This is a genomic window from Enterobacter sp. PL_is379 (assembly GCF_055817355.1).
In genome coordinates this window covers 160,959-181,990 of record NZ_JBVPGT010000033.1, presented here as the reverse complement: position 1 = coordinate 181,990, position 21,032 = coordinate 160,959, and the positions used below count along the sequence as shown (strand labels likewise).

Genomic DNA, 21,032 nt, shown 5'->3' with positions numbered 1-21,032 from the left:
ATAGCGAAAAATGAGATCTAACCTAAGCTTTTTAACTGTAACAACCAATTTTACACGCTTAAACGCGATTCCCTACTGACGTAAGTCCGTAAGGCGGAATCTTTCGCCTCTGAAAAAGATGCACTGTTGGAGAATGTTATCCAGCGTAACGACAAGAACAGGAGCACCATGATGAAAATGACAAAACTGGCAACCCTCTTCCTGACCGCCACACTCACTCTGGCCAGCGGCAGCGTCCTGGCCGCGGAAACGGGCACATCAGACAGCAACGGGGATGCAAATGCGGCTGCGGCAGCAGGCCAGCCCGCCCCAGATGCGAAACAGAATATCGCCCCGAATAATGTCGACAACAACCAGATCAATACCGGGAACACCAACACCGGCGGCACGATGCTGCATCCCAACGGCAGCGGTTCCGGTACCATGAATCATGACAATATGAGTTCGGATGAGGTTCATAAGAACTCGATGTGTAAGGACGGCAAATGCCCGGACCCTAACGACAAAGTGGGTAACGACGCCAATACCAAAACTGATGGCACCACCCAGTAATTTGTTATGAACCGTCAAAAAAAGGAGAGCCCAGGCTCTCCTTTCTTTTTGGAGTAACCTATTAAAAACGCTACACTAAAAACAATAACACATCAGGAAAGCAGACATGGCGCACTCCCATTCCCACTCGCATTCTCCCGGCAACGACAACGCTAAACGACTGATGCTGGCCTTTGGCGTCACGGCAACGTTTATGGTTATCGAGGTCATTGGCGGCCTGGTTTCCGGCTCTCTGGCGCTTCTGGCCGATGCCGGACATATGCTGACCGATGCCGCCGCCCTGCTCTTCGCCCTGCTGGCGGTGCAGTTCGCGCGTCGTCCACCGAATGCGCGCCACACATTCGGCTGGCTGAGGCTGACCACCCTGGCCGCGTTTGTTAACGCCATTGCGCTGGTGGTCATTACCGTGCTTATCGTCTGGGAGGCCGTACAGCGCTTCCGGCATCCTCAGCCGATCGCCGGAGCGACCATGATGGTGATTGCCGTGGCAGGGCTGCTGGCGAATATCCTGGCCTTCTGGATTCTGCACCGCGGCAGCGGGGAAAAGAACCTCAACGTGCGCGCGGCGGCGCTGCATGTTCTGGGGGATTTACTCGGTTCCGTCGGGGCGATTGTCGCCGCGCTGGTGATCCTCTATACCGGCTGGACGCCTGTCGATCCGATTCTGTCCGTGCTGGTGTCGTGTCTGGTCTTACGCAGTGCCTGGCGGCTGTTGAAGGAGAGCGTGAATGAACTGCTTGAAGGGGCACCGGCATCCATGGATATTGACGAGCTGAAGCGCAACCTGCGCCGTTCAGTCCCGGAAGTCCGCAATGTTCATCATGTGCACGTCTGGCTGGTGGGGGAAAAACCGGTCATGACGCTGCACGTCCAGGTGATCCCGCCTCACGACCACGATGCGCTGCTGGAACGCATCCAGCATTTTCTTGAGCATCACTACGAAATTGGCCACTCCACCATCCAGATGGAGTATCAGCCCTGTAACGGGCCGGACTGCCACCTTAACGAGGCGCAGTCCGGACATTCACATCATCATCACCACTAGCTGGAAAGCGCGTGAGAGCCTCGCTCACGCGCGCTGTTAATCCACATCCGGCTGCCGTTCAGCGCAATGAAGGTCAGCAGCAGATATTCCAGCGACATCGCATAGACGCCCTGCAGGGCGAAGATCGCCACGCTGATCACGTTGATGATGACCCACAGCAGCCAGTTCTCAACGTATTTACGGGTCATCAGGATCATCGCCGCAATCGACAGCACCATCATGCAGGAATCCCAGAACGGGAAAGCATCCGGCTGCAGCTCTGGCATCGTCACGTTCAGGCCGATGCCAGACATGACCGAAACGGCGACGCGGGTCAGGAACGCAAACACCGGGTTGATGTAGACGGTCATTAAGCCAATGGCCACCACGCAGGCGACGAACCAGGCGATGGCTTTCGGCAAGGGCAGCCAGCGGATCTGCAGCTCTGCCTCCTGCTGGCTGTTCTGACGCGACCACGCGTACCAGCCGTAGATATTGGCGGCGAAGAAGAACAGCTGTAAAAGCAGGCTGGCGTAAAGCTGGATCTGGAAGAAGATAATCGCAAACAGCGTGACGTTAATCAGCCCGAACGCATAGTTGCTGATCTTCTCCAGGCTTGCCAGCCAGATACAGAGTAATCCCGCCAGCGTGCCAACGGCCTCAATCCATGACAGGTCATAGCCACCTGCACCAATCGGTATATGAACCAGAATGTTATGTGTGCTAAAAAAATCCATCTTTTCTCCGCGGCGTGTTGAATTAAGTACGTAGTGTAGCCGCAAAATCCAGCATGCGGTTAAGCGGAATCAACGCCCCTTCACGCAGAGCGGCGTCCACATGGATTTCATGTGCGGCACCGCCTGTCTCGAGCCCTTCGGCAATGGCCTTCAGGCCGTTCATCGCCATCCACGGGCAATGGGCACAGCTGCGACACGTTGCGCCCTCACCCGCCGTTGGCGCTTCAAGGAGCTCTTTCTCCGGCACGGCCTGCTGCATCTTATAGAAGATACCGCGATCGGTCGCCACGATGAGCTGCTTGTGAGGCAACGTCCTTGCCGCGTTGATAAGCTGGCTGGTTGAGCCCACGGCATCCGCCATGTCGACAATTGACTGCGGTGACTCAGGGTGAACAAGAATGGCGGCGTCAGGATAAAGTGCCTTCATGCGCGCCAGCGCCTGGGTTTTGAATTCATCATGCACGATGCAGGCGCCCTGCCAGCAGAGAACGTCAGCCCCCGTCTGCTTCTGGACATAATTTCCAAGATGACGATCTGGCGCCCAGATAATTTTCTCTCCCAGGCTGTCCAGATGTTCAATCAGCTCAACGGCGATGCTCGACGTGACTACCCAGTCGGCCCGCGCTTTTACCGCCGCAGAGGTGTTGGCGTAAACCACCACGGTCCGATCAGGGTGGGCGTCACAGAAGGCCGTGAATTCGTCAATCGGACAGCCCAGATCCAGCGAACACTCCGCGTTAAGCGTGGGCATCAGAATGGTTTTTTCAGGGCTCAGGATCTTTGCCGTTTCGCCCATAAAACGCACGCCAGCAACCAGTAGCGTGGAAGCGGGGTGTCGTGCACCGAAGCGTGCCATCTCCAGTGAGTCAGAAATGCAGCCTCCGGTCTCTTCAGCCAGCTGCTGAATTTCCGGGTCGGTGTAGTAATGGGCCACCATTACCGCATCGCGCTCTTTAAGAAGACGTTTGATCTTCTCGCGGTAGAATTGCTTTTCATCCTGGCTCAGCGGGACAGGCTTTGGCGGAAACGGATAGATTGCGGCTTCAGGATCAAACATCACACTCATTATGGCTTCTCGTTTTACTGGCTTAACAATATTGCCTTTCTTTTGCCTGACATAGCAAAACGCGTGGCAATTGTGTTTTGTATACTAAACAAGATAGCGAATCTGGACTGAAAAGTCACCGGGAATAGATGGGCGGAGCATTTGTTGTACCGCAGATAGCAAAAAGGCGCCTTTAGGGCGCCTTTCTACACTGGTGGGTCGTGCAGGATTCGAACCTGCGACCAATTGATTAAAAGTCAACTGCTCTACCAACTGAGCTAACGACCCCTTGCGGGATTTTTTTCTTCGAAGTGGTGGGTCGTGCAGGATTCGAACCTGCGACCAATTGATTAAAAGTCAACTGCTCTACCAACTGAGCTAACGACCCATTCGGGTGCTGACTTCGAAGATTTTTACTCGGTACCACCGGAGAGTGGTGGGTCGTGCAGGATGACTCGGCTTCGCCTCGCCCTTCGGGCCGTTGCTAAAGCAACGTTATCCTTCACGTTTAATATCTGAGTAAGATATTAAAATTGGTGGGTCGTGCAGGATTCGAACCTGCGACCAATTGATTAAAAGTCAACTGCTCTACCAACTGAGCTAACGACCCGAGTGGTGGGTGATGACGGGCTCGAACCGCCGACCCCCTCCGTGTAAAGGAGATGCTCTACCAACTGAGCTAATCACCCACTCTGTACTGCCGGTATGCGTTAAGTGGTGGGTCGTGCAGGATTCGAACCTGCGACCAATTGATTAAAAGTCAACTGCTCTACCAACTGAGCTAACGACCCACTTTTACGCTGTTTTCACGTTGTTTGATATCCCGTGGCAACGGCGGCATATATTACTGATTTAAGAATTCTGCGCAACAAAAATTTCGATGAAGATCACTTAACTGCTTAGTAATCATGCTGCACGACCAGAAATAACGCGATTTCTGGTCATGCGATAATCATCCCATCGAATTCAGACGTTTTTGCGCCTGCTTAGCACCTTCGGTACCCGGGAATTTAGAGACCACCTGCTGATAAACCGCTTTGGCTTTCGCAGTGTCGCCTTTGTCCTGCATGATGACGCCCACTTTGTACATCGCATCAGGCGCTTTTGGCGATTTCGGGTAGTTTTTTACCACGGAGGCAAAATAAAACGCCGCATCGTCCTTTTTACCCTTGTTGTAATTCAGCTGACCGAGCCAGTAATTCGCATTTGGCTGATAAGTGGAATCAGGGTATTTCTTAACAAAGTTCTGAAACGCAGCAAGCGCGTCATCCTGACGAGATTGATCCTGCACCAGGGCAATGGCCGCGTTGTAGTCCGTATTCGCGTCACCGCTCTGTACAGGCGCACCTGTTGAAGCAGAAGCATCCGCAGCCGGAGCTGATGTCGCTGCACCGCTCTGATCGCCCGCGGCTGGCTGTGCTTGTGCTGCACTACCGCTGCTCAGGCTATCCATCTGCAGCAAAATCTGCTTCTGACGTTCCACAACCTGGTTAAGCTGATACTGGCTTTCCTGAATCTGACCGCGGAGAGCGTCAATATCATTCTGGTTATCGGAGAGCTGTTGCTGGAGTTGGGTTAAAAGCTGGCTGTGAGCGTTAGAAATACGCTCGAGTTGAGTGACCCGGTCTTCTACCGAGCCTGAGCCGACACTACTGATTGGTGCCTGAGCAAAAGCGGCCCAGGGGGCCGCTATTCCAACCAGTAACGACAGACTCAACAGATGATGTCTGAAGTTACTGCTCATGCAATTCTCTTAGTAAACCAGTACGGCACGACGGTTTTTGGAGTAAGCCGCTTCGTCGTGACCCAGTACTGCAGGTTTTTCTTTACCGTAAGAAACGATGGAGATCTGGTCAGCAGAAACGCCTTTACCCTGCAGGTACATTTTAACAGCGTTAGCACGACGTTCACCCAGGGAGATGTTGTACTCTGGAGTACCACGTTCGTCCGCGTGACCTTCTACGGTGACTTTGTAAGATGGGTTGCTACGCAGGAAGTTAGCGTGCGCATCCAGCATCGCAGCGAAGTCAGAACGGATGTCGTATTTATCCAGATCGAAGTAAACGATGTTGTTCTGCTGCAGCTGCTGCATCTGAAGACGCGCTTGCTCTTCAGAAGACATGTTGCCATTGCCGTTCGCGTCCATACCGGTGCCGGCACCCATCATGCCTTCGCCGCTCTGGTCATTGCTTGCGTTCTTGTTAGAAGAACACGCTGCGATTGCCATTACAGGCAGAGCGATCATCAGCCCCTTCAGCACTTTGTTCAGTTGCATTTCTATGATTCCTTTAGTAATCAATTAATTATTATTTACAGATACGGCGACCAGGCAGGAGATTTTACCTGTCCATCAGTTGCCGGAATACGCGCTTTGAAACGCCCATCTGTAGAAACCAGATTCAGCACAGATCCCATCCCCTGAGAAGAGCTGTAGATTACCATCGTGCCGTTAGGTGCCAGACTTGGCGTTTCATCCAGGAACGTTGACGACAGAACTTGAACGCCACCCGCTACCAGATCTTGTTTGGCAATGTGCTGCTGCCCACCGTTGGAGCTCACCATTACCATAAATTTACCGTCGCTGCTCACGTCTGAGTTCTGGTTCTGCGAACCTTCCCAGGTAATACGCTGCGGAGCACCGCCGTTGATGTTGACTTTGTAGATTTGTGGACGGCCAGCCTGATCAGAGGTAAACGCCAGGTTTTGACTGTCCGGGAACCATGAAGGTTCGGTGTTGTTGCTGCGACCGTCGGTCACCTGACGGATCTGGCCAGAGCCAATGTCCATCACGTACAGGTTCAGGCTACCGGTTTTTGACAGCGCAAACGCCAGTTTAGAACCGTCCGGAGAGAACGAAGGCGCACCGTTGTGACGTGGGAAAGATGCTACCTGACGAACAGCACCGTTTGCCAGCGTCTGGATAACCAGTGCTGAACGGCCACTTTCGAAGGTGACATAGGCCAGTTTAGAACCGTCCGGAGACCAGGCTGGAGACATCAGCGGCTGTGAAGAACGTTTCACCAGGAACTGGTTGTAGCCGTCGTAGTCAGATACGCGCAGCTCATATGGGAACTGACCACCGTTGGTCTGGACCACATAAGCAATACGGGTACGGAACGCACCTTTAATGCCGGTCAGTTTTTCGAATACCGCATCGCTGGCAGCGTGAGCCGCGTAGCGCAGGTACTGCTTAGTGACCTTGTAAGAGTTCTGAGCCAGAACGGTACCCGGTGCACCGCCGGTATCCACCAGCTGCCAGGCCACGTTGTAAGAGCCGTCCGGGTTAGGCGTAACCTGACCCACAACCACGGCATCAATACCCAGTGCAGACCATGCTGCAGGCTGTACTTCCTGCGCGCTACCCGGCTGCTGAGGCAGACGAGAACGATCTAACGGGTTGAATTTACCGCTGTTACGCAGGTCAGCCGCCACGATGCCACCGGCATCTTCAGGTGCAGCGCCAGGACCGGCCCACTGGAACGGAACAACACCGATTGGGCGTGCCGAGTCCACCCCCTGGGTGATCTCGATACGTACTTCTGCGTGCAGTACTGCTGCCCACAGCATTAAAAAACCAAATGCTACACGTAATGCCTGCTTCATCATATCTCCCTTATCCGGGTAACCTTACCCACGATAATTTAGCAGAATGTTAACAAACTCAAATAGACAAAACTACCCGAACCCTGTGACTAAACCTGGTCTATTTTTCCCCGTTTGCACGGGGAAAATGTAACTTAAGGTTTGAAGTCCAGCGGCGCATTTTTGAAGACTTCGTAAACTGCCTGAGACGGCGGTTTCGGCATCTTCGCCTGACGCGCTGCAGCCAGGGCCGCAGTACATAAAGCCGGGTCGCCACCTTCCGACTTGATATCCAGCAGCATGCCGTCCGGAGCCAGTTTTATACGCAACGTACACGTTTTACCGGTATAGGAAGACGCATCATAGAATCGGCTTTCAATAGCGGATTTAATCTGCGCGGCATAACCGTTGATTTCAGCCCCGGTCGCACCGTTACTCTTAGTGTTACCACTTCCGGTCGGCGCTGCGTTGTTTCCTTTCGCCCCACCGCCCGTTTTCGGTGCATTCTTACCGGAGCTCAAATCGCCCAGCAGATCGTCAACCCCTGCGGCAGCAGCAGCTTTTTCAGCGGCGGCAGCCTTTTTAGCAGCCGCTTTTTCAGCTGCGGCTTTCTTATCGGCAGCGGCCTTCTCAGCTGCAGCTTTTTTATCAGCAGCGGCTTTTTCCGCGGCAGCTGCTTTTTCTGCTGCCGCTTTCTCAGCAGCAGCCGCTTTCTTAGCGGCCTCGGCAGCAGCTTTCTTCTCTGCGTCCTGAGCGGCTTTCTTCGCGGCTTCCGCTTCAGCTTTCTTCTGAGCATCTGCAGCAGCTTTCTTCGCCGCTTCTGCTTCAGCTTTCTTCTGAGCATCAGCAGCGGCTTTCTTCGCCGCTTCTGCCGCTAATTTCGCCTGGGCATCAGCCTGCGCTTTCGCGTCCGCTGCGGCTTTTGCTGCCGCCTCTTCCGCCTGCTTTTGCTGTTCCTGTGCTTTCTTCGCGGCCTCTTCGGCTTGTTTCTGCTGTTCCGCCTGCTCTTTCGCAGCTTCCTGCGCCTGCAAACGTTCTTTCTCAAGCTGCTTCAGACGTTCCTGCTCTGCGGCCTGCTTTTCACGCAGCTCTTCCGCCTGCTGTTGCGACTGTTTTTCACGCTGCTCTTCAGCCCGTTTGGCACTCGCCTTCTGCTGTTGTTCGCGATTATAGTTCTGTACTACCGCACCGGGATCCACCATCACGGCGTCAATGGAAGACCCTCCACCGCCGCCGGCTGATGCATCAATATGCTCGTCGAACGAACTCCAGATCAGCGCTGCAAAGAGAATAACGTGCAGCACTGCGGAGACGATTATCGCTCGCTTAAGCTTGTCGTTCTGTTCGGTTGCCTTTGACACTATCGGTTCCCAAAAACTACGCGGATGATCAAATAGGTTGGGTCATTAAGCCAACTGACTTAACACCCGCACTATGTAGCAAGTTCAGCGCTTTAATAATTTCATCGTAGGGTACGTCTTTCGCGCCACCGATTAAGAAGACCGTTTTCGGATTTGACTCCAGGCGACGCTGCGCTTCAGCAATCACCTGCTCAGGCGGCAGCTGATCCATACGATCTTTCTCTACCACGACGCTGTATTGCCCTACGCCGGAAACCTCAATGATAACCGGAGGATCGTCATTGGTGCTCACCGCCTGTGATTCTGTCGCATCCGGCAGATCCACTTCCACGCTCTGGGTAATGATTGGCGCTGTCGCCATGAAGATCAGCAGCAGTACCAACAGGACGTCCAGCAGTGGAACGATATTGATTTCGGACTTGAGCTCGCGACGACCTCGTCCACGCGATCTGGCCATGGTTTACCCCTTGTTGCTCTCGGTGCTGGTAAACGCCTGACGGTGCAGAATCGCAGTGAACTCTTCCATAAAGTTGTCGTAGTTCAGTTCCAGTTTGTTCACACGCTGGTTCAGACGGTTGTAAGCCATAACCGCCGGAATTGCCGCAAACAGACCGATAGCGGTCGCAATCAGTGCTTCAGCGATACCCGGTGCAACCATCTGCAACGTCGCCTGCTTCACCGCGCCCAGCGCGATAAAGGCGTGCATGATCCCCCACACGGTACCAAACAGGCCGATATACGGGCTGATGGAACCGACAGTACCGAGGAATGGAATGTGCGTTTCAAGGTTTTCCAGCTCGCGGTTCATAGAGATGCGCATCGCACGCGAGGCACCTTCCACCACCGCTTCCGGCGCATGATTGTTTGCACGATGCAGACGGGCAAACTCTTTGAAACCGCTATAAAAAATTTGCTCGGAGCCTGTAAGGTTTTCACGGCGTCCCTGGCTTTCCTGATACAGACGAGAAAGCTCAATACCCGACCAGAACTTATCTTCAAACGCTTCAGCTTCACGGCCAGCGGCATTGAGGATACGCGTTCTCTGGATGATGATGGCCCAGGATGCGATTGAAAAACCAATCAAAATCAACATGATAAGTTTAACCAGAAGGCTTGCCTTCAGGAACAAATCAAGGATATTCATGTCAGTCACTGCTTAAACTCCGCGACAATAGACTTAGGAAGCGCACGAGGCTTCATTATGGTTGGATCAACACAAACAATCAGTACTTCAGCTGAGTTCAGTACGGTATTCTCTGCGTTGACTATCCGCTGCGTGAAAACCAGTGAGGTCCCGCGCATTGATGTAATTTCAGTTTGGACTTCGAGCATATCGTCGAGTCTGGCAGGCGCAAAATACTCAAGCGTCATCTTGCGAACCACGAAGGCAACTCGCTCAGCCAACAGTACCTGTTGACTAAAGTGATGATGGCGCAGCATCTCTGTGCGTGCCCGTTCATAAAAAGCAACGTAGCTGGCGTGGTAAACCACACCACCGGCATCGGTATCTTCGTAATAGACACGAACCGGCCATCGAAACAGCGTTGTATTCACTTTACATCCCGGTAATGCAACAAAAGTTAATGCTTTTAAACTTCGCTACTATACGCGCGGGAAAGAGGGTTGGGAATGGGGGAAAGTAAACGGAGAGTAAATTTTTATGGGCTCGGGTAAGCCCATAACGTTAACGGACATTTCTTATTCAGAAGAAGAAGAAAATCAAACCGGCGAGAAGCACCAGATCGGCAATCAGCGGGCAAAAAATTCCCTGCCAGTGAACGGCTTTCGGACGAAAGCCCACGCCGTGGATCACACCTGCACACACCGCCCACATAATGAGGAAGCCGTGCCAGATTTCAAGCTCGCTGGTTTTCGCTGCAAAGCGCGAAGGGTCCCAGAAGATACAACCTGCCAGCAGTAATGCCATCACTAAAGAAAGCGCCCGTAACGGGCGCTTGTCCATTACCGCGTAAAGTTTCGCGATAATATTCATCAGTGTTTTTCTTCACCCGCTTTGGTCGCTTCTACGTGCTCAAGCGCCAGGGCAGTGATGACACCAAATGCACAGGCAAGAAGCGTCCCTAAAATCCATGCGAAATACCACATATTCAGCTCCTTACTTAGTACATAGAGTGGGTGTTGCTTTCGATATGTTCTTTCGTGATGCGACCGAACATTTTCCAGTAACACCAGATGGTGTAGGCCAGAACAATCGGAACGAACACGCAAGCAACATATGTCATCAGGTTCAGCGTCATATGGCTGGACGTTGCATCCCACATGGTCAGGCTAGCATTCAGCATGGTGCTGGATGGCATGACGAATGGGAACATCGCAATACCCGATGTCAGGATGATGCACGCCAGGGTCAGTGATGAGAACACGAACGCCAGAGCGCCTTTCTCCAGACGAGACGTCAATACGGTCAGCAGCGGCAGCAATACGCCCAGAGCCGGAATAGCCCACAGCGCAGGGGTATTGTTAAAGTTCACCAGCCATGCACCTGCCTGACGCGCCACTTCTTTGGTCAGCGGATTAGACGGCGCAGTATGGTTAATCGCAGACGTCACCACGTAGCCATCAATGCCGTACACCACCCACACACCAGCCAGTGCGAAGCAGACCAGCGTGACCAGCGCAGCGACCTGAGCCGTCGCGCGAGAACGCAGGTGCAGTTCACCAACCGTACGCATCTGCAGGTAGGTTGCGCCCTGAGTGATGATCATCGCCACGCTCACTACGCCGGCCAGCAGACCAAACGGATTCAGCAGCTGGAAGAAGTTACCGGTGTAGTAGAGACGCATGTACTCGTCCAGGTGGAACGGCACGCCCTGCAGCAGGTTACCGAACGCCACGCCGATGACCAGCGGTGGAACGAAGCTACCGATGAAGATGCCCCAGTCCCACATGTTGCGCCAGCGGGTGTCTTCAATCTTGGAACGGTAGTCGAAACCGACCGGACGGAAGAATAAAGAAGCCAGCACCAGAATCATCGCCACGTAGAAGCCGGAGAACGCAGCCGCGTAGACCATCGGCCAGGCAGCGAACAGCGCGCCGCCTGCGGTGATCAGCCACACCTGGTTACCGTCCCAGTGTGGGGCGATGGAGTTGATCATGATTCGACGCTCGGTGTCATTACGACCGAGGAAACGGGTGAGCATCCCCACCCCCATGTCGAAACCATCCGTGACGGCGAAACCGATCAGCAGAACGCCGATCAACAGCCACCAGATAAAACGCAATACTTCATAATCGATCATTTGATGACTCCTGTCTTAGCGTGCCGGCTGAGTAGTCGCAGTGGACTGCTCGTAGTGATAGCGACCGGTTTTCAGGCTGCTTGGGCCAAGGCGCGCGAACTTGAACATCAGGAACAGTTCAGCTACCAGGAACAGGGTGTACAGACCACAAATCAGCAGCATGGAGAAGATAAGGTCGCCCGCTGTCAGGGAGGAGTTCGCTACCGCCGTTGGCAGTACCTCACCAATCGCCCATGGCTGACGGCCATACTCCGCCACAAACCAGCCGGATTCGATTGCGATCCACGGCAGTGGAATACCGTACAGCGCAGTGCGCAGCAGCCATTTTTTCTCGCCGATGCGGTTGCGAATCACGGACCAGAAGGACGCCGCAATGATCAGCAGCATGATGATGCCGCAGCCCACCATGATACGGAATGCGAAGTACAGAGGCGCAACGCGTGGAATCGAGTCTTTGGTTGCCATCTGGATCTGTGCTTCTGTCGCATCAGACACGTTCGGGGTATAGCGCTTCAGCAGCAGACCGTAACCCAGATCTTTCTTCACGTTATTGAACTGGTCGCGAACGGCCTGGTCGGTAGAACCGGCACGCAGCTGTTCCAGCAGCGAGTAGGCTTTCATACCGTTACGGATACGCTCTTCGTGCTGAACCATCAGCTCTTTCAGCCCCGTCACCTGCTTATCAACAGAACGGGTGGCGATGATACCCAGCGCGTAAGGGATCTGAATCGCGAAGTGGTTTTGCTGCGCGTCCTGATCCGGAATACCGAACAGCGTAAAGGCCGCAGGCGCCGGTTGGGTTTCCCATTCGGCTTCGATAGCGGCCAGTTTGGTTTTCTGCACGTCACCCATTTCGTAACCGGATTCATCACCCAGAACGATAACAGAGAGGATTGCAGCCATACCGAAGCTTGCCGCGATAGCAAAGGAGCGCTTAGCAAACGCGAAGTCACGACCGCGCAGCATGTAGTAAGAACTGATACCCAGGATAAACATTGCGCCGCACACATAGCCAGAAGCGACGGTGTGAACGAATTTAACCTGCGCAACCGGGTTCAGGACCAGCTCGGCAAAGCTGACCATCTCCATACGCATGGTTTCGAAGTTGAAATCAGACGCGATCGGGTTCTGCATCCAGCCATTCGCCACCAGGATCCACAGCGCGGACAGGTTCGAACCTAATGCCACCAGCCAGGTCACCGCCATATGCTGGACTTTACCCAGACGGTCCCAACCGAAGAAGAACAGACCTACAAAGGTGGATTCGAGGAAGAATGCCATCAGACCTTCAATGGCCAGCGGCGCACCGAAGATATCCCCTACATAGTGGGAATAGTAAGACCAGTTAGTCCCGAACTGGAACTCCATAGTCAGACCGGTTGCCACGCCCAGTGCGAAGTTGATACCAAACAACTTGCCCCAGAACTTGGTCATATCTTTATAAATCTGTTTGCCGGAGAGAACGTATACCGTTTCCATGATGGCCAGCAGGAACGCCATACCGAGCGTCAGTGGCACAAACAGGAAGTGGTACATCGCGGTCAAGGCAAACTGTAAGCGCGACAGTTCGACTATATCTAACATCATGACTCCTTGCTCATCGCATGAAGACTCCGAGAGTGAACCCCGTCAGAAAGAGATCCACACGCATGCCCCAATACAAATTATTCGCATCCTTGTCGTCGTTATTACCCTGAAGGAGGATAAAAACGATGACGTGAGGTTACAAATACGTTAATAAAAAACTCAAATTGATCCCGCAAATATAATACGCTGCAAAACCCTTACAATAAACAGGTTTTTATTGAATCACATTTACGTTTTTCGACGGTGATCAATTTATAGCAAAATTACCACTTTTCGGCCATTTTGATCGCGGACAATTTAGCGCCTTTTGGTGTGTTTTTCCAAACATTAAACATTGATTTAAATCAAAAACAATCTGTTATGTTAATTGTGTTTTGATGCGGTGAACATAGTAAAGACCATGTTAAAGATATGTATATAAAATACAATTAAGGTTATCGAATCGACGGGTGAATATAAACAGAAGTGATTTTTATTAACTTAGTAGTCTGAATGCCGATTTATTCAGGACATAAATTTTAGTGGGTTTTTCGTTTTTTTCCATCTGCTCTCTTTAAGGCAAATAAATAACAATTATTTTACTTTTACATCCTCTCTAATTAACACCTATTTGTGACTATTGCATGACGCCCGGCAGGCAATAAAAAAGGCCGCTTTACAGCGGCCAACCATGTCGAAACGGACATTTTTATACTTCAACGCTCCCCTTTCGGGGAGCAGAGAGGACTTACTTAATGATGGATTTCAGTGCTTCGCCGATATCCGCCAGGCTGCGAACGGTTTTCACGCCTGCGGCTTCCAGCGCTGCGAATTTCTCATCAGCCGTACCCTTACCACCGGCGATGATCGCGCCTGCGTGACCCATACGCTTGCCTTTCGGCGCAGTCACACCCGCGATGTAACCCACAACTGGCTTGGTCACGTGTTCTTTGATGTAAGCAGCCGCTTCTTCTTCCGCGCTACCACCGATCTCACCGATCATCACGATCGCTTCGGTCTGTGGATCTTCCTGGAACATCTTCAGGATGTCGATGAAGTTAGAGCCCGGGATCGGGTCACCGCCGATGCCCACGCAGGTGGACTGGCCGAAACCGTAGTCGGTGGTCTGCTTAACCGCTTCATAGGTCAGGGTACCGGAACGGGACACGATGCCCACTTTACCCGGCTTGTGAATGTGGCCCGGCATGATGCCGATTTTGCATTCGCCCGGGGTGATAACGCCTGGGCAGTTCGGGCCGATCATACGCACGCCAGCTTCGTCCAGCTTCACTTTCACGGTCAGCATATCCAGAGTCGGGATGCCTTCTGTGATGGTGATGATCAGTTTGATGCCTGCGTCGATCGCTTCCAGAATAGAGTCTTTGCAGAACGGAGCCGGAACGTAGATCACGGTCGCGGTTGCGCCCGTCGCTTCTACGGCTTCACGCACGGTGTTGAACACCGGCAGGCCCAGGTGGGTGGTGCCGCCTTTACCTGGCGTTACGCCGCCAACCATCTGCGTGCCGTAAGCAATCGCCTGTTCGGAGTGGAAAGTCCCCTGGCTACCGGTGAAGCCCTGGCAGATAACCTTGGTATCTTTATTAATTAAAACTGACATTATTTCCCCTCCACTGCGGCAACAACCTGCTGAGCTGCATCCGTCAGACTTTTCGCTGCAATAATATTCAGGCCGCTGTCAGCCAGTTTTTTCGCGCCGAGTTCAGCGTTGTTACCTTCCAGACGTACAACAACCGGAACGTTAACACCCACTTCTTCTACCGCACCGATGATACCGTCGGCGATCAGGTCGCAACGGACGATACCGCCGAAGATGTTAACCAGAACGGCCTTCACGTTGTCGTCGGAGAGAATGATTTTGAACGCTTCGGTTACGCGCTCTTTGGTTGCGCCACCGCCCACGTCGAGGAAGTTTGCTGGCTCACCGCCGTGCAGCTTAACGATGTCCATGGTGCCCATCGCCAGGCCCGCACCGTTAACCATGCAGCCGATGTTGCCGTCCAGCGCCACGTAGTTCAGCTCCCACTGTGCAGCCTGCGCTTCACGCGGATCTTCCTGAGACTGATCGCGCATTTCGCGCAGATCCGGCTGGCGGAACAGCGCGTTGCCGTCAGCGCCCAGCTTGCCGTCGAGGCAGATCAGGTCGCCCTGGGTGGTGATCACCAGCGGGTTAATCTCGATCAGCGCCAGATCGCGCTCCAGGAAGATGGTTGCCAGACCCATGAAGATCTTGGTGAACTGCTGAACCAGTTTACCTTCCAGACCCAGTTTGAACGCCAGCTCGCGACCCTGGTAAGGCATTGGGCCCGCCAGCGGATCGATAGCCACTTTGTGGATCAGGTGCGGGGTCTCTTCCGCCACTTTTTCGATTTCCACGCCGCCTTCGGTAGACGCCATGAACACCACGCGACGGGAGCTACGGTCAACAACCGCGCCCAGGTACAGTTCTTTCGCGATGTCGGTCGCCGCTTCAACCAGGATCTGGTTAACCGGCTGGCCGTTCGCGTCTGTCTGGTAGGTCACCAGACGCTTGCCGAGCCAATGTTCAGCAAACGCACGAATCTCTTCTTTACTCTTAACAACCTTCACACCGCCCGCTTTACCACGGCCACCAGCGTGAACCTGACACTTAACTACCCACGGGCCGGAACCGATTTTAGATGCAGCTTCTTCTGCTTCACGCGGGGTAGTACAGGCATAACCCACCGGAGCCGGTAAGCCATACCGGGCAAACAGCTGTTTGGCCTGATATTCATGTAAGTTCATGTGTTCTATCCATCCTTCAGGGTAATCGTTATCTTCAAACCTGTAGACCGGCGCAGTCTGTGTGCCGGATGGCGCTACGCTTATCCGGCCTACAGGGCAGGTGATGCTAAATAGTCACTAGACGTCCAGCAGCAGACGCGTTGGATCTTCCAGCAGCTCTTTAATCGCTACCAGGAAGCCCACGGACTCGCGGCCGTCGATCAGGCGGTGGTCGTAAGAGAGCGCCAGATACATCATCGGCAGGATCTCAACTTTACCGTCTACCGCCATCGGGCGATCTTTAATGGCATGCATACCCAGGATCGCGCTCTGCGGCGGGTTAATGATCGGGGTAGACATCAGCGAGCCGAATACGCCGCCGTTGGTAATGGTGAAGTTACCGCCGGTCAGATCGTCTACGGTCAGCTTGCCGTCGCGGCCTTTAACAGCCAGCTCTTTAATGTTTTTCTCGATGTCAGCCATACCCAGGGTATCCACATCACGCAGAACCGGCGTTACCAGGCCACGTGGGGTAGAAACCGCCATGCTGACGTCGAAATAGTTGTGGTAAACCACGTCATCGCCATCGATAGACGCGTTCACTTCCGGGTAGCGTTTCAGCGCTTCAACTACCGCTTTCACGTAGAAGGACATAAAGCCCAGACGGATACCGTGACGTTTTTCAAACGCGTCACCGTACTGCTTACGCAGGTCCATGATTGGCTTCATGTTCACTTCGTTGAAGGTGGTCAGCATCGCGGTGGAGTTTTTCGCTTCCAGCAGACGCTCGGCCACGCGCTTACGCAGGCGAGTCATCGGCACGCGTTTTTCGCTGCGGGCGCCCAGAGCAGGCTGAGCTGCTGGTGCTGCCGCAGGGGCTTTCGCTTCTGCCTGAGCAGGCGCTTTCGCCAGGTGTTTGTCGATGTCTTCGCGGGTCAGACGACCGCCCACACCGGTGCCTTTGATGGCTGCCGGGTCAAGGCTGTGTTCAGCCAGCAGGCGACGGATCGCCGGGCTGAGGGCGTCGTTAGACTGTTCTTCCAGAGAAGCCTGCTGGCGCTGAGCCGGCGTAGAGGCTTTCTCTTCAGACTTCGCGCTGGACTCTTTGCCCGCGCTGTTGCCTTCACGCAGGCGACCCAGGATCTGACGAGAGGTGACGGTGGTACCTTCATCTTCCAGCACCGCGTCCAGAACGCCATCCGCCGAAGCCGGTACTTCCAGTACCACTTTGTCAGTTTCGATTTCTACCAGCACTTCATCGCGCTTAACGGCATCGCCTGGTTTTTTGTGCCAGGTAGCGACGGTCGCATCTGCTACGGATTCAGGCAGGTCGGGAACAAGAATATCTACGCTACTCATTTTGTATCCTTTAATTAATCGACGTTCAGCGCGTCATTGACCAGATCTTGTTGCTGCTTCTGGTGAACGGACATATACCCTACCGCCGGAGAGGCGGAGGCCGGGCGACCTGCATAACGCAGGGCTGACCCAAATGGAATCACTTCACGGAAATGATGCTGGCTGCAGTACCATGCGCCCTGGTTGAGCGGCTCTTCCTGGCACCAGACAAAATCATGTACGTGAGCATATTGTTTCAGCACTTCCTGCATCGCCTGATGCGGGAACGGATAAAGCTGTTCGATACGCACGATGGCGACATCTTTCTGATCGTTCTTGCGGCGCTGTTCCAGCAGGTCGTAATAAACCTTACCAGAACACATCACCACGCGCTTCACGCCCTGCGGATCCAGCTCGTCAATTTCGCCAATGGCCGGCTGGAAGGTACCGTTCGCCAGTTCTTCCAGGCTGGACACCGCCAGCGGATGACGCAGCAGGGATTTCGGCGACATCACCACCAGCGGACGACGCATACCGCGCAGCGCCTGACGACGCAGCATGTGGTACACCTGAGCCGGGGTGGACGGCACGCAGACCTGCATGTTCTGCTCGGCGCAGAGCTGCAGATAACGTTCCAGACGCGCGGAGGAGTGCTCAGGACCCTGGCCTTCATAGCCGTGCGGCAGCAGCATTACCAGGCCACACATACGGCCCCACTTCTGCTCGCCGGAGGAGATGAACTGGTCGATAACCACCTGCGCACCGTTGGCGAAGTCACCGAACTGCGCTTCCCAGATGGTCAGGGTGCGTGGTTCAGCGGTGGCGTAGCCATATTCGAAGGCCAGTACCGCTTCTTCAGACAGCACGGAGTCCCAGACCTTGAACTGGCCCTGACCGTTGTGCACGTGCTGCAGCGGGGTGTAGGTTGAACCGTTGGACTGGTTGTGAACAACCGCGTGACGGTGGAAGAAGGTCCCACGGCCCGCATCTTCACCGGACAGACGAACAGGAATACCTTCGTCAACCAGCGTTGCGTAAGCCAGCGTTTCCGCGCCGCCCCAGTCGAACAGCTTCTCGCCTGCCGCCATGGACTGACGGTCAGCGTAGATTTTCTGCACGCGAGACTGCATCTCGATAGCGTCCGGTACGGTGCTGATGCGTTTAGCCAGCTCCTGCAGGCGCTTCATCTCCACCTTGTTCGGGTAGCTCTCATCCCACTCGTGGTTGAGGTACGGGGACCAGGTAAAGGAGTGCATGTTCATCGGACGCAGCTCTTTCACCACGCATTCACCCGCATCCAGCGCGTCGCGGTAGAGGTTGACCATTTCGGTCGCATCTTCCAGCGTCGCCACTTTGTCGCTCTCCAGCTTGTCAGCATAGATTTTGCGCGGGGTTGGGTGTTTTTTGATTTTCTGGTACATCAGCGGTTGGGTTGCACTTGGCTCATCCGCTTCGTTGTGGCCGTGACGGCGGTAGCAGAAGAGGTCAATGAACACATCGCGTTTAAAGGTATTACGGAAGTCCAGCGCCAGACGGGTAACGAAAGCAACGGCTTCCGGGTCATCCGCGTTAACGTGGAAGATCGGCGCCTGTACCATCTTACCGATGTCGGTGCAGTACGGGGTAGAACGCGCATCCAGCGGGTTAGAGGTGGTGAAGCCCACCTGGTTGTTGATCACGATGCGAACGGTACCGCCCACTTCGTAACCACGCGCTTTCGACATGTTCAGGGTTTCCTGAACCACGCCCTGCCCTGTTACCGCCGCATCACCGTGGATGGTGATTGGCAGCACTTTATTGCTGCTTGGCTCGTCCAGACGATCCAGTCGCGCACGTACGGAACCGATAACCACCGGGCTGACGATTTCCAGGTGTGACGGGTTAAACGCCAGCGCCAGGTGAACCAGACCGCCTTCGGTTTCGATATCAGACGAGAAGCCCATGTGGTACTTCACGTCGCCGGTGCCGAGGTGTTCTTTATGTTTGCCCGCGAATTCGTCGAACAGGTCCTGTGGTTTTTTACCCAGCACGTTGACCAGTACGTTCAGACGACCGCGGTGCGCCATACCCAGTACCACTTCACGGGTACCGCTCTTGCCTGCGTGACGAATCAGCTCTTTCAGCATCGGCACCAGCGCGTCGCCGCCTTCCAGCGAGAAGCGTTTTGCGCCCGGGAATTTCGCGCCCAGATAGCGCTCAAGCCCTTCCGCTGCGGTCAGTTCGTTCAGGAAGCGTTTTTTCTCGTCAGCCGAGAAGGTCGCGTGGCCCGCTACGGATTCGATGCGCTGCTGGATCCAGCGTTTCTCTTCAGTAGAGGTAATGTGCATGTATTCCGCGCCGATGGAGCCGCAGTAGGTTTGCTTGAGCGCGTCAATCAGATCGCCCAGCTTCATCGTGTCTTTGCCGATGGCAAAGGAACCTACGTTAAAGCTTTCCTGGAAATCGGCCTCGGTCAGATCGTGATACGCCGGATCGAGATCGGCCACACGGTCTTGTTTCCACAGTCCCAGCGGATCGAGATTCGCATGCTGGTGACCGCGGAAGCGATAAGCGTTGATAAGCTGCAGGACTTTAACCTGCTTCGCATTGGTGTCAGGGTCGGAAATCGCAGAAGAGTAACGTGAGGCATCCTTCGCCAGACGACGGAAATAATCACGTGTTTTGGAATGGAATTGATCCGGTTTGACCCCTGTGCCAGGCAACTGCTGGAACATGGAACGCCAGTTTGCGTCCACTGAGTCAGGATCGGTTAAGAAGTCTTCATAGAGCTGTTCTATCCAGCTCTGGTTCGCACCAGAGAGGTAAGAAGAGTCCAGCCAGGCTTTCATTGCGCCGTTCTGCATCGTGATCCCTTAAGCATTTTTATGCTTACTTTCGCCGTAGAAACTACCACGCACACCGCGTGTACGTGCCGGGGTTCACCTGCGAGCTCTTTTCATTTGGCCCGCGAAGGAACCTTTAGAAACTGTCTGGACTTCAGGGTAGTACAGGGCAGTTTTTAAAGGTTTCTGCAATCTGTTCCCTCTCCCTTTGGGAGAGGGGCAGGGTGAGGGGAACAGCGCTCCCCTCTCACTACTTACGCACTGCGCTGCAGCAGCATCGACTTAATATGGCCGATGGCGCGCGTCGGGTTCAGCCCCTTCGGACACACACTGACGCAGTTCATGATGCTATGGCAGCGGAATACGCTGAAAGCGTCACTCAGTCCTTCCAGACGGCTGTCGGTTTCGGTGTCGCGGCTATCGATCAGGAAGCGATAGGCAGCCAGCAGACCGGCCGGGCCGATAAACTTGTCCGGGTTCCACCAGAACGACGGGCAGGACGTTGAACAGCATGCGCAGAGAATACACTCGTACAACCCATCGAGTTTTTCACGCTGCTCAGGAGACTGTAAGTGCTCACGAGCGGGTGGATTTTGCCCATTATTCAATAAGTAAGGCTTAATCTTCTCATATTGTGCATAGAATTGCCCCATGTCTACCACCAAATCACGCACGACCGGCAGGCCTGGCAGAGGACGGATAACAATTTTCTGACCAGGACGCTGCAGCGCTGAAATTGGCGTAATGCAGGCCAGGCCATTTTTGCCGTTCATGTTCACCCCGTCAGAGCCACAAACCCCTTCACGGCAGGAGCGGCGGAACGACAGCGTTGGATCTTTTTCTTTCAGCTGGATTAACGCATCCAGCAGCATCATGTCACGACCTTCTTCCGCTTCCAGGGTGTAGTCCTGCATGCGCGGAGCGTCATCAACATCCGGGTTATAACGATAAACTGAGAATTCGAGTTTCATTATCCTGTCTC

General features: G+C 54.1%; 20 protein-coding genes and 5 tRNA genes. 2 read left to right on the top strand and 23 right to left on the bottom strand.

Going from position 1 to position 21,032, the window contains the following annotated elements; translation table 11 throughout:
* Nucleotides 1-171: 171 nt before the first annotated feature.
* Nucleotides 172-552 carry a protein YbgS gene (locus AC0TOY_RS22220; RefSeq protein WP_024908789.1) on the top strand — a complete coding sequence of 127 codons (381 nt, stop codon included), beginning with the start codon at nucleotides 172-174 and terminating at the stop codon, nucleotides 550-552.
* 106 nt (nucleotides 553-658) lie between these two features.
* Nucleotides 659-1,597, top strand: a complete 939-nt coding sequence (gene zitB / locus AC0TOY_RS22215) for a CDF family zinc transporter ZitB (RefSeq protein ID WP_024908790.1) — start codon at nucleotides 659-661, stop codon at nucleotides 1,595-1,597.
* Here the strand turns inward: zitB and pnuC are convergent.
* From pnuC to sdhB, 23 genes are all read right to left on the bottom strand, one after another.
* Nucleotides 1,594-2,313, bottom strand: a complete 720-nt coding sequence (pnuC, locus tag AC0TOY_RS22210; protein WP_024908791.1) for a nicotinamide riboside transporter PnuC — start codon at nucleotides 2,311-2,313, stop codon at nucleotides 1,594-1,596. The genes zitB and pnuC overlap by 4 nt on opposite strands.
* Before the next feature lie 22 nt (nucleotides 2,314-2,335).
* Entirely contained in the window at nucleotides 2,336-3,379 is a 1,044-nt protein-coding gene (nadA, locus tag AC0TOY_RS22205; protein WP_008501105.1) for a quinolinate synthase NadA, read from the bottom strand.
* A gap of 191 nt (nucleotides 3,380-3,570) precedes the next feature.
* A tRNA-Lys gene (locus tag AC0TOY_RS22200) sits at nucleotides 3,571-3,646 on the bottom strand.
* Nucleotides 3,647-3,670: 24 nt separating this feature from the next.
* A tRNA-Lys gene (locus AC0TOY_RS22195) sits at nucleotides 3,671-3,746 on the bottom strand.
* A gap of 146 nt (nucleotides 3,747-3,892) precedes the next feature.
* Nucleotides 3,893-3,968, bottom strand: a tRNA-Lys gene (locus tag AC0TOY_RS22190).
* 3 nt (nucleotides 3,969-3,971) lie between these two features.
* Nucleotides 3,972-4,047 (bottom strand) — tRNA-Val (locus AC0TOY_RS22185).
* Nucleotides 4,048-4,073: 26 nt separating this feature from the next.
* Nucleotides 4,074-4,149, bottom strand: a tRNA-Lys gene (locus tag AC0TOY_RS22180).
* A 161-nt stretch (nucleotides 4,150-4,310) separates the two neighbouring features.
* Nucleotides 4,311-5,102 (bottom strand): cell division protein CpoB, encoded by a 792-nt coding sequence (gene cpoB, locus AC0TOY_RS22175; protein ID WP_024908792.1) that lies wholly within the window; start codon nucleotides 5,100-5,102, stop codon nucleotides 4,311-4,313.
* Between the two features lie 9 nt (nucleotides 5,103-5,111).
* Nucleotides 5,112-5,633 (bottom strand): peptidoglycan-associated lipoprotein Pal, encoded by a 522-nt coding sequence (gene pal / locus AC0TOY_RS22170; RefSeq protein WP_003858578.1) that lies wholly within the window; start codon nucleotides 5,631-5,633, stop codon nucleotides 5,112-5,114.
* 35 nt (nucleotides 5,634-5,668) lie between these two features.
* Nucleotides 5,669-6,961 (bottom strand): Tol-Pal system beta propeller repeat protein TolB, encoded by a 1,293-nt coding sequence (tolB, locus tag AC0TOY_RS22165; RefSeq protein ID WP_032649508.1) that lies wholly within the window; start codon nucleotides 6,959-6,961, stop codon nucleotides 5,669-5,671.
* A gap of 134 nt (nucleotides 6,962-7,095) precedes the next feature.
* A complete protein-coding gene (gene tolA, locus AC0TOY_RS22160) occupies nucleotides 7,096-8,301 on the bottom strand; it encodes a cell envelope integrity protein TolA (protein ID WP_473722566.1) in 1,206 nt (401 codons plus the stop codon).
* Nucleotides 8,302-8,329: 28 nt separating this feature from the next.
* Nucleotides 8,330-8,758: a colicin uptake protein TolR gene (tolR, locus tag AC0TOY_RS22155; protein ID WP_003858589.1), complete on the bottom strand. Its 429-nt coding sequence runs from the start codon at nucleotides 8,756-8,758 to the stop codon at nucleotides 8,330-8,332.
* A gap of 3 nt (nucleotides 8,759-8,761) precedes the next feature.
* On the bottom strand, nucleotides 8,762-9,454 hold the full coding sequence (gene tolQ, locus AC0TOY_RS22150) for a Tol-Pal system protein TolQ (protein ID WP_008501101.1): 693 nt from the start codon (nucleotides 9,452-9,454) through the stop codon (nucleotides 8,762-8,764).
* Complete coding sequence (gene ybgC, locus AC0TOY_RS22145) at nucleotides 9,451-9,855, bottom strand: tol-pal system-associated acyl-CoA thioesterase (RefSeq protein ID WP_003858593.1); 405 nt, start codon at nucleotides 9,853-9,855, stop codon at nucleotides 9,451-9,453. The genes tolQ and ybgC overlap by 4 nt, the downstream gene beginning before the upstream one ends.
* 148 nt (nucleotides 9,856-10,003) lie before the next feature.
* Entirely contained in the window at nucleotides 10,004-10,294 is a 291-nt protein-coding gene (ybgE, locus tag AC0TOY_RS22140; protein WP_008501100.1) for a cyd operon protein YbgE, read from the bottom strand.
* Entirely contained in the window at nucleotides 10,294-10,407 is a 114-nt protein-coding gene (gene cydX, locus AC0TOY_RS22135; RefSeq protein ID WP_003858598.1) for a cytochrome bd-I oxidase subunit CydX, read from the bottom strand. The genes ybgE and cydX overlap by 1 nt, the downstream gene beginning before the upstream one ends.
* A 14-nt stretch (nucleotides 10,408-10,421) precedes the next feature.
* The gene (gene cydB / locus AC0TOY_RS22130) at nucleotides 10,422-11,561 is read right to left on the bottom strand and encodes a cytochrome d ubiquinol oxidase subunit II (protein ID WP_023334940.1); all 1,140 of its coding nucleotides are present in this window, start codon (nucleotides 11,559-11,561) and stop codon (nucleotides 10,422-10,424) included.
* A gap of 15 nt (nucleotides 11,562-11,576) precedes the next feature.
* Nucleotides 11,577-13,145: a cytochrome ubiquinol oxidase subunit I gene (gene cydA / locus AC0TOY_RS22125; protein WP_048990050.1), complete on the bottom strand. Its 1,569-nt coding sequence runs from the start codon at nucleotides 13,143-13,145 to the stop codon at nucleotides 11,577-11,579.
* A 730-nt stretch (nucleotides 13,146-13,875) separates the two neighbouring features.
* On the bottom strand, nucleotides 13,876-14,745 hold the full coding sequence (gene sucD / locus AC0TOY_RS22120) for a succinate--CoA ligase subunit alpha (protein ID WP_014169173.1): 870 nt from the start codon (nucleotides 14,743-14,745) through the stop codon (nucleotides 13,876-13,878).
* Nucleotides 14,745-15,911, bottom strand: coding sequence for an ADP-forming succinate--CoA ligase subunit beta (sucC, locus tag AC0TOY_RS22115; protein WP_006809579.1), 1,167 nt, complete (start codon nucleotides 15,909-15,911; stop codon nucleotides 14,745-14,747). The genes sucD and sucC overlap by 1 nt, the downstream gene beginning before the upstream one ends.
* A 117-nt stretch (nucleotides 15,912-16,028) precedes the next feature.
* Nucleotides 16,029-17,249 carry a 2-oxoglutarate dehydrogenase complex dihydrolipoyllysine-residue succinyltransferase gene (gene odhB / locus AC0TOY_RS22110; protein ID WP_008501093.1) on the bottom strand — a complete coding sequence of 407 codons (1,221 nt, stop codon included), beginning with the start codon at nucleotides 17,247-17,249 and terminating at the stop codon, nucleotides 16,029-16,031.
* 14 nt (nucleotides 17,250-17,263) lie between these two features.
* Nucleotides 17,264-20,071 carry a 2-oxoglutarate dehydrogenase E1 component gene (sucA, locus tag AC0TOY_RS22105; protein ID WP_032649515.1) on the bottom strand — a complete coding sequence of 936 codons (2,808 nt, stop codon included), beginning with the start codon at nucleotides 20,069-20,071 and terminating at the stop codon, nucleotides 17,264-17,266.
* Nucleotides 20,072-20,304: 233 nt separating this feature from the next.
* Nucleotides 20,305-21,021 carry a succinate dehydrogenase iron-sulfur subunit SdhB gene (sdhB, locus tag AC0TOY_RS22100; RefSeq protein WP_008501090.1) on the bottom strand — a complete coding sequence of 239 codons (717 nt, stop codon included), beginning with the start codon at nucleotides 21,019-21,021 and terminating at the stop codon, nucleotides 20,305-20,307.
* Nucleotides 21,022-21,032 lie beyond the last annotated feature (11 nt).